Source organism: Stenotrophomonas sp. STK17_22 (genome assembly GCF_051983905.1).
Classification (GTDB): Bacteria; Pseudomonadota; Gammaproteobacteria; order Xanthomonadales; family Xanthomonadaceae; genus Stenotrophomonas; species Stenotrophomonas maltophilia_A.
In genome coordinates this window covers 752,296-768,292 of the sequence record NZ_CP197010.1, presented here as the reverse complement: position 1 = coordinate 768,292, position 15,997 = coordinate 752,296, and the positions used below count along the sequence as shown (strand labels likewise).

12 protein-coding genes and 1 riboswitch are annotated in these 15,997 nt (G+C 65.6%); of the genes, 6 read left to right on the top strand and 6 right to left on the bottom strand.

Annotated elements, in window-relative coordinates; all coding sequences use genetic code 11:
* Positions 1 to 50 precede the first annotated feature (50 nt).
* The 3 genes from ACSYS9_RS03385 to ACSYS9_RS03375 all read right to left on the bottom strand — a co-directional run bounded on the left by ACSYS9_RS03385 (position 51) and on the right by ACSYS9_RS03375 (position 3,824).
* Positions 51 to 1,013: an IS110 family transposase gene (locus ACSYS9_RS03385; protein WP_228355044.1), complete on the bottom strand. Its 963-nt coding sequence runs from the start codon at positions 1,011 to 1,013 to the stop codon at positions 51 to 53.
* A 298-nt stretch (positions 1,014 to 1,311) separates the two neighbouring features.
* Entirely contained in the window at positions 1,312 to 2,112 is an 801-nt protein-coding gene (locus ACSYS9_RS03380; RefSeq protein ID WP_032129692.1) for a UDP-2,3-diacylglucosamine diphosphatase, read from the bottom strand.
* On the bottom strand, positions 2,109 to 3,824 hold the full coding sequence (locus ACSYS9_RS03375; protein ID WP_049461607.1) for a lysophospholipid acyltransferase family protein: 1,716 nt from the start codon (positions 3,822 to 3,824) through the stop codon (positions 2,109 to 2,111). Before ACSYS9_RS03375 ends, ACSYS9_RS03380 begins: the two co-directional genes overlap by 4 nt.
* A 335-nt stretch (positions 3,825 to 4,159) precedes the next feature.
* Between ACSYS9_RS03375 and metK the strand changes: the two genes are divergently transcribed.
* Together metK and ACSYS9_RS03365 are read left to right on the top strand one after the other, a co-directional pair.
* Positions 4,160 to 5,371 (top strand): methionine adenosyltransferase, encoded by a 1,212-nt coding sequence (metK, locus tag ACSYS9_RS03370; RefSeq protein WP_010481882.1) that lies wholly within the window; start codon positions 4,160 to 4,162, stop codon positions 5,369 to 5,371.
* Positions 5,372 to 5,509: 138 nt separating this feature from the next.
* On the top strand, positions 5,510 to 6,016 hold the full coding sequence (locus ACSYS9_RS03365) for an acyl-CoA thioesterase (RefSeq protein WP_049399791.1): 507 nt from the start codon (positions 5,510 to 5,512) through the stop codon (positions 6,014 to 6,016).
* A gap of 116 nt (positions 6,017 to 6,132) precedes the next feature.
* Here the strand turns inward: ACSYS9_RS03365 and ppc are convergent, their stop codons facing one another.
* Positions 6,133 to 8,844, bottom strand: coding sequence for a phosphoenolpyruvate carboxylase (gene ppc / locus ACSYS9_RS03360; RefSeq protein WP_049461628.1), 2,712 nt, complete (start codon positions 8,842 to 8,844; stop codon positions 6,133 to 6,135).
* A 172-nt stretch (positions 8,845 to 9,016) separates the two neighbouring features.
* Positions 9,017 to 11,533: a S9 family peptidase gene (locus tag ACSYS9_RS03355; protein ID WP_049461608.1), complete on the bottom strand. Its 2,517-nt coding sequence runs from the start codon at positions 11,531 to 11,533 to the stop codon at positions 9,017 to 9,019.
* Between the two features lie 120 nt (positions 11,534 to 11,653).
* Positions 11,654 to 11,737: riboswitch (S-adenosyl-L-homocysteine riboswitch) on the top strand.
* A 36-nt stretch (positions 11,738 to 11,773) separates the two neighbouring features.
* Here ACSYS9_RS03355 and ahcY point away from each other — a divergent pair.
* The 4 genes from ahcY to ACSYS9_RS03335 all read left to right on the top strand — a co-directional run bounded on the left by ahcY (position 11,774) and on the right by ACSYS9_RS03335 (position 15,289).
* Complete coding sequence (ahcY, locus tag ACSYS9_RS03350; protein ID WP_014036003.1) at positions 11,774 to 13,219, top strand: adenosylhomocysteinase; 1,446 nt, start codon at positions 11,774 to 11,776, stop codon at positions 13,217 to 13,219.
* Between the two features lie 59 nt (positions 13,220 to 13,278).
* A complete protein-coding gene (locus tag ACSYS9_RS03345) occupies positions 13,279 to 14,010 on the top strand; it encodes a GTP pyrophosphokinase (RefSeq protein ID WP_161802495.1) in 732 nt (243 codons plus the stop codon).
* Positions 14,011 to 14,312: 302 nt separating this feature from the next.
* A complete protein-coding gene (gene ybaK / locus ACSYS9_RS03340) occupies positions 14,313 to 14,786 on the top strand; it encodes a Cys-tRNA(Pro) deacylase (RefSeq protein WP_049425053.1) in 474 nt (157 codons plus the stop codon).
* Positions 14,786 to 15,289, top strand: a complete 504-nt coding sequence (locus tag ACSYS9_RS03335) for a hypothetical protein (protein WP_049461611.1) — start codon at positions 14,786 to 14,788, stop codon at positions 15,287 to 15,289. The genes ybaK and ACSYS9_RS03335 overlap by 1 nt, the downstream gene beginning before the upstream one ends.
* On the opposite strand, the gene ACSYS9_RS03330 is transcribed toward ACSYS9_RS03335, so the two are convergent.
* Complete coding sequence (locus ACSYS9_RS03330) at positions 15,286 to 15,918, bottom strand: energy transducer TonB (RefSeq protein WP_080356504.1); 633 nt, start codon at positions 15,916 to 15,918, stop codon at positions 15,286 to 15,288. The two genes, ACSYS9_RS03335 and ACSYS9_RS03330, sit on opposite strands and share 4 nt — an antisense overlap.
* Between the last annotated feature and the right edge of the window lie 79 nt (positions 15,919 to 15,997).

Below are 15,997 nucleotides of genomic sequence, written 5' to 3'. Positions count from 1 at the left end.
TGGCACAGCCGCTCGCGCTCTTTTGTAGAGTCGAGATCCTATGTTCGTGGTCAAGCCTGCTGGAAGCAGGCTTGACCCACCTTCAGCATGGCCGGATCGAAGTCCCGGCCGCTTTTGAAGACACCCCAGGCGATCCTGGCCAGCTTTCTGGCCAGGATGTTGAAGACGGCGGTGCTGGGGTGACCGCGTTTTGACAGCTCGTCGTAGAGCGGTTGCCCCTGGCGACACCGCTTGAGCCCCATTGCGGCCATGTAGAGCATCTGGCGCAGCACTGGCGCGCCCTGTTTGGACAGCCGACGCCGTCCCGTTCTGCCGCCAGACTCGTTAGGCCGGGGATCCAGGCCCGTGCAGGCGATCCACGCGTTGGCGTTGGCCAACGGCCAGCGCGTCATGTAGTAAATCAGGTGAGCGGCGACGGCAGGGCCGATACCAGGGATGGTCAACAGGCGCTTGTAGAGCGCGCCATGCTCTCCATCGCGACCCAAGCGCTGCAGTTCGCTTTCCAGCTCGGACAGCGTCCCAGCCAGAGCGCAGAACAGATCTGACAGCTCCCCGGGGGCACTTTTGCTTACCCCGAAGGATTGCTCCAGGCGCGCGCGTGTCTTTACCAGCGTCTGCCGCTTGCGCAGCAAATCGTGCATCTGCTGCTGCTCATCGGTACGCGGTACGTATTCACGCAGGCGATCGTTCTCCTTCTTCACGTACCGGGCGATCGCTTCGGCGTCCATGGCGTCCGTCTTGCCACGCGAGCCCGTCGCCCGGCCGTAGTGCTTGATCAGACGTGGATTGATCACATAGACAACGTGGCCTGCCTGGCCAGCCATCCGAGCCAACAACTCGTAGTACCGCCCCGTCGCCTCCATGCCAATCCGGCATCGCTGGGGCAAGGTGTTGAGCCACTGGGCTATGCCGGCCCGGGTGTTGGCGATCCTGTCGCCGGCCTTGCGGTCGGCCACTGCCGGTACGAACTCCTTGGAGTCCACGTCCACGCCAATATCGAGAGAATCAGACATTTGTACGGCTCCCAGCTATCTTTAAGGGGCTGGGGTGGTACCGCACCGACGTTAGCTTGCCTACATCGACGATCCCCTTTGGGGGCCGTACGATCCTTTATCGACGTTCGTGTGCGGGATGGGGATCGCTCGACTCGTCTGTCGGCTAGTATCCGCAGATGCATGCTTGACGGTCCCTCCACCCTGGCTCCTACATACCGCGTAGGAGCCGGGAGGAACATACAAGCCATGCTCGACTGCTGTACGCGGGGCAGTCTGAGAAGAGCAGTCGAGCATGGCTCGACTCTACAAGAGTGGGTCAAGCCGCTTGCTTGATGCGCGCGCCCGGCAGTTCCACCAGGGTCTGGCCATTGTGGTCAAGCAGGCGCAGCGCGCCATCATGGTCTTCGGCCAGCGCGGTCAGGCTCTCCACCCAGTCGCCGTCGTTGGCATAGACCAGGCCATCGCGCTCGATCAGCGCGGCGCGGTGGATGTGGCCACAGACGATGCCATCCAGTCCGCGCCGCCGCACGTCGTCCAGCCCGGCCTGCACGAAGCGTTCGATGTAGCGTTCGGCCGCACCGCTGCGCTTCTTCAGGAACTCCGACAGCGACCAGTAGCGCATCCCCAGCAGCCGCCGCACCGCATTCAACGCCTGGTTGCCGGTCAGGATGCGGTAGTACAGCCAGTCACCGAACTTTTCCTGCAGGCCACCGAAGTGGGTCACGCCGTCGTACTCGTCCCCATGCGCAACGAGCAGGCGACGGCCATCGGCGGTCACATGGATGGCGCGGCGGCGCACCTGCATCGCTGGGAGCATCAGCCCGCACACGTGGCGCAGTGACGCGTCATGGTTGCCGGGGATGTAGACGATCTCGGTCCCGGCACGGCGCAGCGCGTGCAGGGCCTGGATGACTTCGCTATGCGACTGGCGCCAGTTGGCGCGGCGATGCGCCATCCACCACAGGTCGATGATGTCGCCCACCAGGTACAACCGTTCGCAGCGCAGCTGCGAGAGGAACCGCGCCAGCTCGGTGGCATGGCAATGACGTGACCCCAGGTGCACGTCGGAGACGAACACTGCGCGCCGGTGCGGCGACAGGTTCGCCAGCGCGCTCATGCCGGCGCCCCCGCGTCGCGCAGGTAGCGTTTGCGCTTGTTCGGCCTGATCGCGCACAGGTCCACTTCAATCAGGCCGTCGATCGAATCACTGAAGTCCGGGTCGACACCGAAGGCAAGGAAACGGGCGCCACCGGGTTCGCACAGATCGGTGTACTGGCGATACAGCGTCGGCACGCCGGTGCCGAGTGCGGCCAGGTTGGCCTTGAGCACATCGAACGCGGCACCTGCATCCAGCTCGCCGAAACTTGGCGGCGCGGCGAAGTACTGGAACGGGCGGTTCGATTCGGCCAGGCCGGCGGTACCGCTGTAGTAGCGCTGGTAGTACGCCACCAGCTGCTCGCGTGCATCGCGTGGCAGCGCTGCGCTGATCGACACGGCGCCGAACAGGTAGCGGATGCCGGGCCGGCACTGCAGGTAGGCACCGATGCCCTGCCACAGGTAGTCCAGGCTGCGGCTGCCCCAGTAATCAGGCACCACGAAGCTGCGGCCCAGTTCCAGGCCTTCGGCGATGTGGGTGATGGCGTCGTCGGAATAGCGGAACAGCGACGCGCTGTAGAGCCCGGACAGGCCGTGCCGGGCCAGCGCGTGGGCACCACGCATGATCCGGTAGGCGCCGGCGATGCGCTGCGCGGCCGCGTCCCAGATCACGATGTGTTCGTACCGCGGATCGTAATCGTCCAGATCGCGGCTGCGCCCGGTGCCCTCGCCTACCTGGCGGAAGGTCAGCTCGCGCAGACGCCCCAGCTCCAGCAGCAGCGGCGAATCGGCGGTACAGGTCGCCAGCAGGATCTGCTTGCCGTCGGCGGTCTGGCCCAGCTGGGTCGCCGCGGCGATGCCTGCGGCCACCTGTGAAGGCGGCACCGGGGACGCCAGCGGCTCGGGGCCTGCTACAGCAGCTGCATCGCCCGCGGCCCCATTACGGCCCAGCGCATACAGCGCGCGGCGCACCGCCAGCAGCTGTGCGCCCGGGTCGCCGCCCTTGCCCAGCTGCATCGGCTCACCGATGCGCAGCCGCAGCGGACGGCCACGACGGGTGAACATCTCGCGCGCCAGCAGCGCGGTGCCCGCCGGCTTGAACAGGGTCGAGGCGCCGTAGAACAGCGCCGAGTTGCGCGCCTCCACACGCACCGGCAGCACCGGCGCGCCAGCGGCACGGGCAAAGCGGACGAAACCGCGCTGCCAGCGACCATCACGGATGCCGCGCAGCGACAGCCGCGAGACCTCGCCGGCCGGGAACACGATCACGCACTGCTCGGCGGCCAGCGCCTCTTCGACGGCATGCAGGCTGCCACGCTGGGCCTTGCCACCGAGGATGCGTACCGGCAGCAGCAGGTCCTGCAGTGGCGCGATTGCCCCCAACAGGTCGTTGGCCACGATCCGCACGTCACGGCGGATGCGGCCGACCGCGTCCAGCAGAGCGAGGGCATCCAGTGCCCCGGAGGGATGGTTGGCGACGATCAGCAGGCGGCCGGTGGCCGGGATCCTGGCCAGCGCGGCCGGATCCACCTGGTACTGGCCGTCGATGAACTCCAGGCCGGCGGCGACGAAGCCGAAGCCACGCAGGCCTGAGCTGCGCTGCAGGAAGGCTTCGATCTGGTCCAGCCGCGACCAGCGACCGACGCTGCGCAGCAGTGGTCGCGCCAGTTGGCCCCGGCGGCCATGGAACCAATCGGGGAAGCGTTGCTGGAGACGCTGTTCAAGTTCCTGCATGGCGGATCCACTCATGCCCGGCGGCCGGATTGGCCGACAGCCTGCGCCCGGCAGGCGGCAGCCAGATGGCGGTTTTTGGGCAGAACGATGACGGCCGCACAGCCGCTGCCGGGCGTTGTGGCCCGCGCAGTCGGGGCCGGTAGCCGCCCGCTGCGTTGTCACGCTGGTGGAACACTGGACCTCGAGGCTGAGCCCCAATCCCGGCCGGACGGCCCCTGCCGGGGCTACGCGGGCTTAACCACCGGCAACCGGTACAGGTTCACAATGCACAGGCGGCGCACCCCGTGTATCATTCGCGCCCATCTTTCCATCCGAATCAAGGGATATTACGCCTGATGTCCAGCTATCTCTTCACCTCCGAGTCGGTCTCCGAAGGCCATCCGGACAAGGTTGCCGACCAGATCTCCGATGCGGTGCTGGACGCGATCCTGACCCAGGACCAGCGCGCCCGCGTGGCCTGCGAGACCATGGTCAAGACCGGTGTTGCCATTGTGGCCGGTGAGATCACCACCAGCGCCTGGATCGACCTGGAAGCGCTGACCCGCAAGGTCATCACGGACATCGGCTATGACAGCTCCGACGTCGGCTTCGACGGCGCCACCTGTGGCGTGCTGAACCTGATCGGCAAGCAGTCGCCGCACATCGCCCAGGGCGTGGATCGCAAGAAGCCGGAAGAAATGGGCGCTGGCGACCAGGGCCTGATGTTCGGCTATGCCACCAACGAGACCGACAGCTACATGCCGGCCGCGATCCACCTGTCGCACCGCCTGGTCGAGCAGCAGGCCAAGATCCGCAAGAAGAAGAACTCGCCGCTGTCGTGGCTGCGCCCGGACGCCAAGAGCCAGGTCACCCTGCGCTATGAAAACGGCGTGGTCTCGGCCATCGACGCCGTGGTCCTGTCGACCCAGCACGCCCCGGGCATCAAGCAGAAGGACCTCATCGAGGCCGTCCGCGAAGAGATCATCAAGCCGGTGCTGCCGGCCAAGTGGCTGCACAAGGGCACCAAGTTCCACATCAACCCGACCGGCAAGTTCGAGATCGGCGGCCCGGTGGGCGACTGCGGCCTGACTGGCCGCAAGATCATCGTCGATACCTACGGCGGCTGGGCCCGTCACGGTGGTGGCGCCTTCTCCGGCAAGGACCCGTCCAAGGTCGACCGTTCGGCAGCCTACGCGGCCCGCTACGTGGCCAAGAACGTGGTTGCCGCCGGCCTGGCCGACCGTTGCGAAGTGCAGGTCTCCTACGCCATCGGCGTGGCTGAGCCGACCTCGATCTCGGTCACCACCTTCGGCACCGGCAAGATCAGCGACGACAAGATCGAGAAGCTGATCCGCAAGCACTTCGACCTGCGCCCGTACGGCATCATCAAGATGCTGGACCTGGTGCACCCGATGTACCAGCAGACTGCGGCCTATGGCCACTTCGGCCGCAAGCCGAAGGAGTTCAGCTACCTCAACGGCGAAGGCGAGACCGTCAACGCCACGGCCTTCTCCTGGGAGAAGACCGACCGCGCTGCCGCCCTGCGCGCCGATGCGAAGCTGAAGTAAGAAACACGAAGGGCCGCTCACGCGGCCCTTCTGCTTCTGGTAGAGCCGGCCGCTGGCCGGCTTTTTCATGGCCTCCGGAAACAATCGCGTGGTTGCCGGCCAGCGGCCGGCACTACCGGTTGCCGATACAATCGCCCCATGTCGACCGAACTCAAAACCCACCAGCTGTCCATGACCGTGCTGATGTCGCCGGAGATGGCCAATTTCTCCGGCAAGGTCCACGGCGGCGCCATCCTGCGCCTGCTCGACCAGGTCGCCTACGCCTGCGCCAGCCGTTACGCCGGCAGCTACGTGGTCACCCTGTCGGTGGACCAGGTGATGTTCCGCCAGCCCATCGCGGTGGGCGAGCTGGTCACCTTCCTGGCCTCGGTGAATTACACCGGCACCTCGTCGATGGAGATCGGCATCAAGGTGGTGGCCGAGGACATCCTCAAGCGCAGCGTGCGCCACGCCAACAGCTGTTTCTTCACCATGGTGGCCGTGGACGAGGAAGGCCGGCCGACGCCGGTGCCGTCGTTGCAGCCGGTCACGTCGGACGAGAAGCGCCGCCAGGCAGCCGCATTGATCCGCCGCCAACTGCGCCAGGAAATGGAGCAGCGCCATCTGGAACTGCTGGCGTCGAACCCGCCGTCGCCGGAAGAGTGAGGTAGCGCCGGCCGCTGGCCGGCAACCTCGCGCGTGCTGCCAGACATCATGAGGTTGCCGGCCAGCGGCCGGCACTACCATTTCGAATTCGCCGGGCCACGCCCGGCGGATGCATTTCACCCGGTGTTCTGCACACCCTGCGAAACACCGTTCACGCAGGCCACCAGCGCGCGCAGCAGCTCGTCATCCTCGCGCCCGCTTTCGCGCCAACGCTGCAGCAGATCCACCTGCAGCACGCTGATCGGATCGACATAGGGATTGCGCAGACGGATCGACAGCGACAGCCGCGCATCGTGGTCGAGCAGCGTCTGCTGGTCCATCAGCGCCAGCAGCCAGTGCCGGGTCAGTTCCAGTTCGCGCTGTACCTGCGGGAAGAAGCGCCCGTGCAGGTCGCCCGACAACAGCGAGAACTGCTCGGCAATGGTGATATCCCCCTTGGACAGCACCATCGCGATGTCGTCCAGGAAGGTACGGAAGAACGGCCAGTCACGTGCCATCTCGCGCAGGGTCTGCTCGTGACCAGCATCGACCGCCGCCTGCAGTCCGCTGCCCACGCCATACCAGCCGGGAATGACGGCACGCGCCTGGCTCCAGGCGAACACCCACGGAATCGCACGCAGGTTGCCCAGTGCTGCGTCCTGACCGAGCCGGCGCGACGGACGCGAACCCAGCGTCATCCGCTCGATCACGTCGATCGGCGTGGCCGTGCGGAAGTAGTCCATGAAGCCAGACTGGCCGACGAAGGTGCGGTAGACCTCGCTGCTGGAGCCGGCGACCACATCCATCACCGGCCGCCAGTCATCCTCGCGCGGCTCCGCTGCACGCGGGCGCAGGCTGGCGCGCAGCACCGCACCCGTGGCCTGTTCCAGCGAGCGCAGGGCCAATGCACGGATGCCGTACTTGCGGTGGATCACCTCGCCCTGCTCGGTCACCCGCAGGCGGCCATCGATGCTCCCGCGCGGCGAGGCGTCGACCGCATGCGTGGTCTTGCCACCACCACGGCTGATCGAACCGCCACGGCCATGGAAGAAGGTCAGGCGGATGCCCGCCTCGGCCGCCACTTCCATCAGTTCCACCTGTGCACGTTGCAGGCCCCAGCGTGAGGCAGCGATGCCTCCGTCCTTGCTGCTGTCCGAGTACCCCAGCATCACCATCTGCACGTCATCGCGTGCACGCAGATGCGCACGGTACACCGGGTCGGCCAGCAGGTCGCGCAGGGTCGCGGTGCCACGCTTGAGGTCGTCCACGGTTTCGAACAATGGCGCAATATCCAGCGGCACCGCCCCGCCCGCTTCCACCAGGCCGCCACGGCGTGCCAGCGCAAGCACGGCCAGCACGTCACTGCGGTCGTGTGCCATCGAGATGATGTAGCTGCCCAGCGCATCGCCACCATGGCGCACACGCGCATCGGCCAACGCCGCAAATACCGCATCCAGACGCTGGTTGCCTTCGTCGTCGCCCTTCGGCAACGGCGCGTCACCACTGGCATGCGGCGCCAGCAGACGCGCACGCCCCACGGTATCGAGACTGTCCCACGCTGCGTCGCCGCCCAGCACGGTGGCCAGCGCGCGCGCATGCACGCTCGATTCCTGGCGCACGTCCAACCGTGCCAGGTGGAAGCCGAAGGTCTTCACCCGCCACAGCAGGCGCTGTACGGCGAAGCCACCGGCATGTTCGCCGCGGTTGGCGCGCAGGCTGTCGAGGATCAACTGCAGGTCCTCGATCAGTTCATCAGGGCCGGCGTAGGCGCCTTCGCCGTCATCCAGCGTGGCCTGCAGGCGTGCACGCATGCGGTCATTGAGCAGGCGGTAGGGCATGTCGGCATGGCGCGGGCGCGACTGCACCTGCGGCAGCAACTGGTGGTACTGCGCCACGCGCGCCTGCAGTGCATCGCTTACGCCCACCCGCTCGGTGGACTGGCTGAGCAGGCTGGCCAGCTGCAGCAGTTCCTTCTGGTAACGGCCCAGTACCGCCTGCCGCTGCGCATCCAGCGTATTGCGGATGGTATGGGCATCCACGTTCGGGTTGCCGTCCATGTCGCCGCCCACCCAGGTACCGAAACGCAGCAGGCGCGGCAGCGGCAGTTCTTCGCCATAGGTATCGCGCAACGCCTGCTGCAGCGATTCGTACAGCACCGGAATCACCCGGTACAGCACCTGCACCAGATAGAAGCCGACGTGCTCGCGCTCGTCATCCACGGTGGGCCGCACCGGTGAGGAATCGGTGGTCTGCCACGACGCGGTGAGCGCCATGCGGAAGCGCGCGGCATCGGCGGCGGCCTCACCCGGGGTGCGCTGGCCGTCGAGGTTGTCGACCAGGCTGGCCACCATCAACTGCTCTTTTTCCAGCAGCGCGCGGCGTACCGCTTCGGTCGGGTGTGCGGTGAACACCGGTTCAATGTCGATGCGTGGCAGCCACTGCGCCAGCTCGTCCAGGCCCACACCCTGCGCCTTCAGGTGCTGCAGTGCATCCTGCAGGCCATCGGGCTGCGCCCCTGCGGTACCGGCGCGCTGGTAGTCACGGCGACGGCGGATGCGATGCACGCGCTCGGCGATGTTGACCACCTGGAAGTAGGTGCTGAAGGCCCGCACCATGGTTTCGGCCTGCTGCGGCGTGCGCCCGGCCAGGCCATCGGCCAGCTCCGACAACGGCGCCTGGTTCTCGCGGCGGGCGATGGCGCGGGTGCGCACGTCTTCCACATCGTCGAGGAAGGCGGCGGAGACCTGTTCAACCAGCAGGTCGCCAACCAGCGCGCCGAGCCGGCGCACATCATCGCGAAGCGGAAGATCGGGGGAAGCAAACTCGATGCTGCTGCGGTACTCGTTCATCGGCGACGCACAGGCCTCGGTCATCGGATCCAGACCCCAAGCCTATCCCAGAACGGGCATCGTGCTGCGTTGCAAAAATGGTTTCATCTGGTAGTGCCGGCCGCTGGCCGGCAACCTCAGGTCGCGTAGGTCCATGAGGTTGCCGGCCAGCGGCCGGCACTACCGGGTCACGTCAGCGCTTCTTCTTCGCCTTGCCCTGCTCGGCCGGGCCGATGGTCTGTTCCAGCCAGCGCTCGCTTTCGGCCAGCATGGTCATGATCGACTCGCGTGCACGGTAGGCATGCGATTCGTTCGGCAGCATCACCAGGCGCGCGGTACCACCCAGGCCCTTCACTGCGGCGAACATGCGCTCGCTCTGCATCGGGAACGTGCCGGAGTTGTTGTCGTCCACGCCGTGGATGAAGAGGATCGGATCCTTGATCCTGTCGGCGTAGTTGAACGGCGCCATCTTCTGGTAGACGTCCTGCGCCTGCCAGTAGTTGCGCTCCTCGGCCTGGAAGCCGAACGGCGTAAGCGTGCGGTTGTAGGCGCCGCTGCGCGCGATGCCCGCCTTGAACAGGCGCGTATGCGCCAGCAGGTTGGCGGTCATGAACGCACCGTAGGAATGGCCACCAATGGCGATGTGATCGCGATCGGTCACGCCACGGCGCACCACTTCATCCACGGCTGCCTGCGCGTTGGCCACCAACTGTTCGATGTAGGTGTCGTTCGGCTCCTTGTCGCCCTCGCCGATGATCGGCATCGACGGGCTGGCCAGCACCACATACCCCTTGGCCAGGAACGCCTGCGGGCCCCAGTAGCTGACCGAATTGAAGCGGTACGGCGAATCGGTCACCTGGCTGGCCGCAGCCGCACTCTTGAACTCGCCCGGGTAGGCCCACATCAGCAGCGGCCGCGGGCCGTCGCGCTTCGGGTCGTAGCCCGGCGGCAGCAGCAGGGTCGCGGTCAGGTCGACGCCATCCTTGCGCTTGTAGCGGATCTGCTCCTTCTGCACGCCCTTCAACTGCGGCAGCGGATGCGCGAAGTGAGTCAGCGCACGCGGTGCAGCACCGGCATCGGCCAGCGACTGCACGTAGAAGTTGGCCGGCTCATCCGGGCTCTCGCGGCTCAGCAGCAGCGAGCTGGCCTGGTTGTCCAGCAACGCCACCGGCAGCGCATAGCTCGGCGCCTGCGAGTGGAACAGGCGGGTGGCCTTGCCCGTGGCAACGTCGAAGCGGTCCACGAACGGACGATCGCCTTCCGGCGATGCACCGGCACCGGCCAGATACAGGCTGCTGCCATCGGCGCTGGTCTGCAGCAGCGAGCGCCCGCGGTCGTCGCTGGACAACAGCGGCCGGCCCGGATCGGAATAGCGGTCCTGCCCGTCGCGATCCCACAGCAGGCGCGGCTCGGCTCCGGCATTGTCCGGGGCGATCAGCCAGGTCCTGGTCTTGCGCGTCTTCCACCACGACTCGGTCAGCAGGGCCAGGTCGCCACGGCCCCAGTTGATGCCCACCAGACGGCTGCCGAGCTGGGCCAACGTGACCGGCGGCTTGTCGAACGGCGCAGCCTGCATCAGCACCGCATCGCGCACCTTGGCCTCCCTGTTCGGGTCGCCGCCGTCCTGGGCTTCGGCCCAGACCAGCGTGGCATCGGCATCACCACGCCAGCTGATATCGCGCACGCCGGTCACTTCAGCGTCGTTGCCGGTCGGCAAACCTTCCACCAGCGGACGCACGGCCACGGTGTGCACCAGCTTGCCGCTGGCACGGTCGATCACTTCAATGCGGCGCGGGAAACTGCTCACCGGCACCACGTAGGAATACGGCCGCTGCACCGGCTGGCGCAGCACGAAGCGGCCATCCGGCGACACCGCAAAGCCCATGAAGATGCCAGCTGCGCCGATCGCGCGGGTGTTGCCATCCAGGCTGACTTCCATCGGCTGGGTGGTGGCGTAGTAATCGAACTGGCGCGCGTCGGCCTCGTTCTTCAGCAGGTCCTGGTAGGTACGGATCGACACCACGCCGCCGCCCTGGCTGGTCTGCTGCACGGCCGGGCCGGTCGGAATGCCGTCGGCGGCCGGGGCCGCACCAAGGTTGGCCGGACGGGTGAACACCACCAGGCCGCGGCTGTCCGGCAGCCACTGGTAGCCACTGCCGATCACCGTGTTCAGGCCGGCGACCAGACGACGGGCGCTGCCGCCGGCCACATCCACCAGCCACAGTTCATTGGCGCCGCTGGCGGCGTCGACCTGGTTGAAGGCCAGCCACTTCTGGTCCGGCGACCACATCACGCTGGCGATCGACAGCGTGGCCGGCAGGCCGCTGATCTGCCGTTCCTTGCCGTCGGCCACGTTCATCAGCCACAGCTTCTCGCCGAAGCTGAAGCGGCTGTCGGAGAAGGTGCGCGGGTTGATGCGCAGGCCGGCCAGCTTCAGTTCCGGCTGCGCCACCACCTGGATCGACGGCAGCGACGGCATCTGCATCATCGCGGCGACATCGCGGCGTGGCGACAGGTACAGCGAGGGCGCGCGCGGCGCGTCCACCACCGCCTGCAGCGCCGCCGACGGCAGTTCGTAGCCGTTGACGCCCTGGGCCTGTACCTGGGCGGGCTGCGGGGACGCGGCCCAGGCCAGCGGAGCCACCGCCAGCAGTCCCATCGACAGGACCAGGCCGGTCCAGCGCCGTGTGCGGCGCGCGTGCATGCTCATCGTTCCACCTGTGTGATGCGTGAAAACACCGACCTTAACAGGCCGTGCACGTGATCCCACCTGCCGATGGTTGGGTCATCCGGATGTCACGCCGGGGCCGCGATATAATGGGGGTTCTCCCCTGCCGAGGGGCGCTGCGACCGGATCCCATGAGGCCCGGCCAGGCTCGGTAAGGTGGCTTTGTAACAACGGCGCCCGGCTAGATGCGAGCACCCGCTCGCCCACAACCGGAGCACACGAATGAACGCTGTTGCCAAGACCTTCTCCACCGAAGGTGATTACAAGATCCGCGACATCACGCTGGCCGACTGGGGCCGCAAGGAACTGGACATCGCCGAGCACGAAATGCCGGGCCTGATGTCGATCCGCCGCAAGTACCAGGCCGAGCTGCCGCTGAAGGGCGTGCGCGTGACCGGCTCGCTGCACATGACCATCCAGACCGCGGTGCTGATCGAGACCCTGAAGGACATCGGTGCCGACGTGCGCTGGGCCTCGTGCAACATCTTCTCGACCCAGGACCACGCCGCTGCCGCCATTGCCGCCACCGGCACCCCGGTGTTCGCCTGGAAGGGCGAGACCCTGGAAGAATACTGGGACTGCACCCTGGACGCGCTGACCTTCACCCTGGCCGACGGCACCCTGACCGGCCCGGAGCTGGTGGTCGACGACGGCGGTGACGTGACCCTGCTGATCCACAAGGGCTACGAGCTGGAAAACGGCAGCGACTGGGTCAACACCGCCTCTGCCTCGCACGAAGAACAGGTCATCAAGAACCTGCTCAAGCGCGTCGCCAAGGAGCGCCCGGGTTACTGGGGCCGCGTGGTCAAGGACTGGAAGGGCGTCTCCGAAGAGACCACCACCGGCGTGCACCGCCTGTACCAGCTGGCCCAGGCCGGCACCCTGCTGATCCCGGCGATCAACGTCAACGACTCGGTCACCAAGAGCAAGTTCGACAACCTGTACGGCTGCCGCGAGTCGCTGGCCGATGGCCTGAAGCGCGCGATGGACGTGATGCTGGCCGGCAAGGTGGCCGTGGTCTGCGGCTACGGCGACGTCGGCAAGGGCTGCGCGGCCTCGCTGCGTGCCTACGGCGCGCGCGTCATCGTCACCGAGATCGACCCGATCTGCGCCCTGCAGGCGGCGATGGAAGGCTATGAAGTCAACACCATCGAATCGACCCTGGGCCGTGCCGACCTGTACGTTACCACCACCGGCAACAAGGACATCATCCGCATCGAGCACCTGAGCGCGATGAAGGACCAGGCCATCGTCTGCAACATCGGCCACTTCGACAACGAGATCCAGGTCGATGCGCTGGTGTCGTTCGCCGGCATCAAGCACGTCAACATCAAGCCGCAGGTGGACAAGTACATCTTCCCGAACGGCAACGCGATCTTCCTGCTGGCCGAAGGCCGCCTGGTGAACCTGGGCTGCGCCACCGGCCACCCGAGCTTCGTGATGTCCAACAGCTTCGCCAACCAGACCCTGGCACAGATCGACCTGTGGGCGAACAAGGACAGCTACGAGAAGAAGGTCTACCTGCTGCCGAAGAAGCTGGACGAAGAAGTGGCCCGCCTGCACCTGGAAAAGATCGGCGTGAAGCTGACCACCCTGAGCCAGGAACAGGCCGACTACATCGGCGTGCCGGTGGAAGGCCCGTTCAAGCCGGACCACTACCGCTACTGATCGTTTTTATCTATCCGACGGGGCCTTACCGCCCCGTCGGTTTGAGGGACACAACATTGTTGAGCAACAGCAGTGTTACACGACTCGGCGAGCAGCTGAAGAATGGTAATGACGATGCCAATACGCTCACCGAGCTAGAAGCATATCGTTCAGAATTCGTACCCGCATACAACCACGTAGTTCGAATCCTGAAAGATAAGCTGCTTCTTTCGGTCACCGGGCGCTTCAAATCAACAATTTCGATCATTGAAAAATTGAGACGAAGCAGCAGCAGACTTGCTCAAATTCAAGATATTGCGGGTTGCCGCGTCGTCGCCACTACGACAATGGAGCAGAGGGAGATTGCCGACTCTCTCAGACAGTGGTTTCCTGACATTAAATTCATTGATCGCACTACACGCCCAAGTAACGGTTACAGAGCTATACACGCACTTGTTCGACATGATGGCCGCGTTGTCGAAATTCAAATCAGAACGCTCATTCAGAATTTCTGGGCAAGCATCTCAGAGAAGGTCGCCGATCTCCATGGTCAGGAAGTCAAATACGGAGGGGGGCCTCCGGAATTGCAGCGCCACCTCATTGATCTCTCAGAAGCATTCAGAGTGGCCGAGGATCGCAACGAGCAGTATGCACTGACGCACGTTAGCGTGGTGCAAGCGAAGCGTTCTGGCGTCTCCAAAGACACTTGGAAGAAGCTTCGCGACGATAAATCTAGCGCCAAGAAGAGATATGAAAGCGCCATGAGCCACGTTAGCAAGCTACTTGCTAGCAAGCTGCTTAAGGGAATCTAAATATGTATTACCTTGTTCACTACAATCGGCGCTCCAGATCAGTCCTCAGGCTAAGTGAGTTTGTGGACAGACCTTCTGCATCACGCGAAAAGCTCGCAATTGAGATCAGCCTAATTGGGCACGACGACGGACACGAGGTCGTCATACTGGAAGCTAAGGACATGACAGACCTTCAGCGCAGTCATAGCAGATACTTCGCTGATTTGACGAAGCTAAATCCTTTTGGCCGCAGGACCGAATAGGTCTGATGGTGCAGTAGCCTCGGTCAAGGCAACACCCCTGCCCCGCGCTACGATGCCCCCATGACCCCGGCCATCAACCTGCTCAAGCGCGAGAAGATCGCCCACACCGTGCGCAGCTACGTGCACGACGCCCACGCCGAATCGTATGGGGGCGAAGCCGTCGACAAGCTCGGCCTCGACCCGGCCCAGGTGTTCAAGACCCTGCTGGCCAGCACCGAAACCCACGAGCTGCTGGTGGCGATCGTGCCGGTGGCCGGCCAGCTGGACCTGAAGGCGCTGGCCGAAGCAGCCGGCTGCAAGAAGTGCGAAATGGCCGCGGCCGATGCCGCGCAGCGCGCGACCGGTTACCTGGTCGGTGGCATCAGCCCACTCGGGCAGAAGAAGCGCCTGCGCACCTTCCTGGACGCCAGCGCGCAGGCATTGCCCGCGCTGCATGTCAGCGCCGGTCGCCGCGGCCTCGAGGTGGAACTGGCGCCGACCGACCTGCTGCGATTGACGGCCGGCCACTACGCCGCCATCGGCAAGTCACGCTGATGCGCTGGCCGTGGTCTGCAGCACCGATACCCCGGCTCGACGAAGCACAGGCCGACGTGCTGCTGCAGGACCTGTTGTCGCGCGATGCAACGCGCATCACCGATGCCGCGCGTACGGTCGCTCGGCTGTTCAGCGCCTCATCGTTGGACGCGCTGGTCGCGCATGTGGATACGATCGAACGCAGCTGCCAAGGCATCGCCCTTGGCGGCATGCTGATCAGCAACCAGGCGCACCTCAAGGCGGCCCTGCAACGGCTGCGCTACTGGCAGGCACGCGAAGGCTGCCTGTGCGCGCTCTACCCATCCTATGTGTTCTTCAGTCCCGAGCCGCTGCTGGAACAAGGTCACGTGCAGCTGCGTGCACGGGGCGAAGCGGAGGACGGCTGGGGCGAATGCTACCGGCTGACGTGCACCTGCTGCGCGCAGCAATGGAGCGCGACCGAGCGCGAATACCACTACACCTGGTGGGAGTGGAAGCCCGAGCCCGCCCTGCAGACGCCTTAGTTGAGCTTGAACGTGACCGTGCCGCGTATCAGGCTCATGCTTGGTGCCTTGCCTGCCGCTTCACGCTCGTAGCGCCAGTCACGCGCGTGCTTGAGCGCCGCCGCATCGAGCAGCGGGTAGCCGCTGGATCGGGACAGGATGATCGCCTGGGTCTTGCCCTGCGCATCCAGCAGCAGCATCAGCTCGACACCTCCCTGCTGGGCCTCGCGCATGGCGGCCGCAGGATACGTCGGGACCGACGAAAGTCGCCGCTGGTGCCAGCCTCCTTCCCGGGCAATCAACGGCGTGCTGGAAGAGAGTGGGCAACGTGCAGGCATCTGCAGGTCGAAGCCTGCAGCCCCTTGCGAAGGCCGGGTGGTGGCTGGCGCACCACAGGCGATCGCAGACACGCTCTGCAGCAACGACTGCTGACGCGAAAGCGCTGCAGCGTCATCCGCTTCCACATGGAACGTGCAGCGCCCCAACGTTGCCTGCGCCTGCAGTGAACCCACGCCGGCATCACGGATCGGCGTCACGTCGGACAGGGCACCACAGGCGGCGCCTGCATCGTACTTTGCTGCCGAGCCTTCACTTGCGGCCAGCAGACCTGCGGCGACCCATGCAAACGGCATCCAACTGCGAACATCCATCCCTGTGCTCCCTGCGTTGATTCACTGCCATGGTAGCGCCCCGCTGCAATCCTCCCTGTTCACATGCCGACTGTCCGGC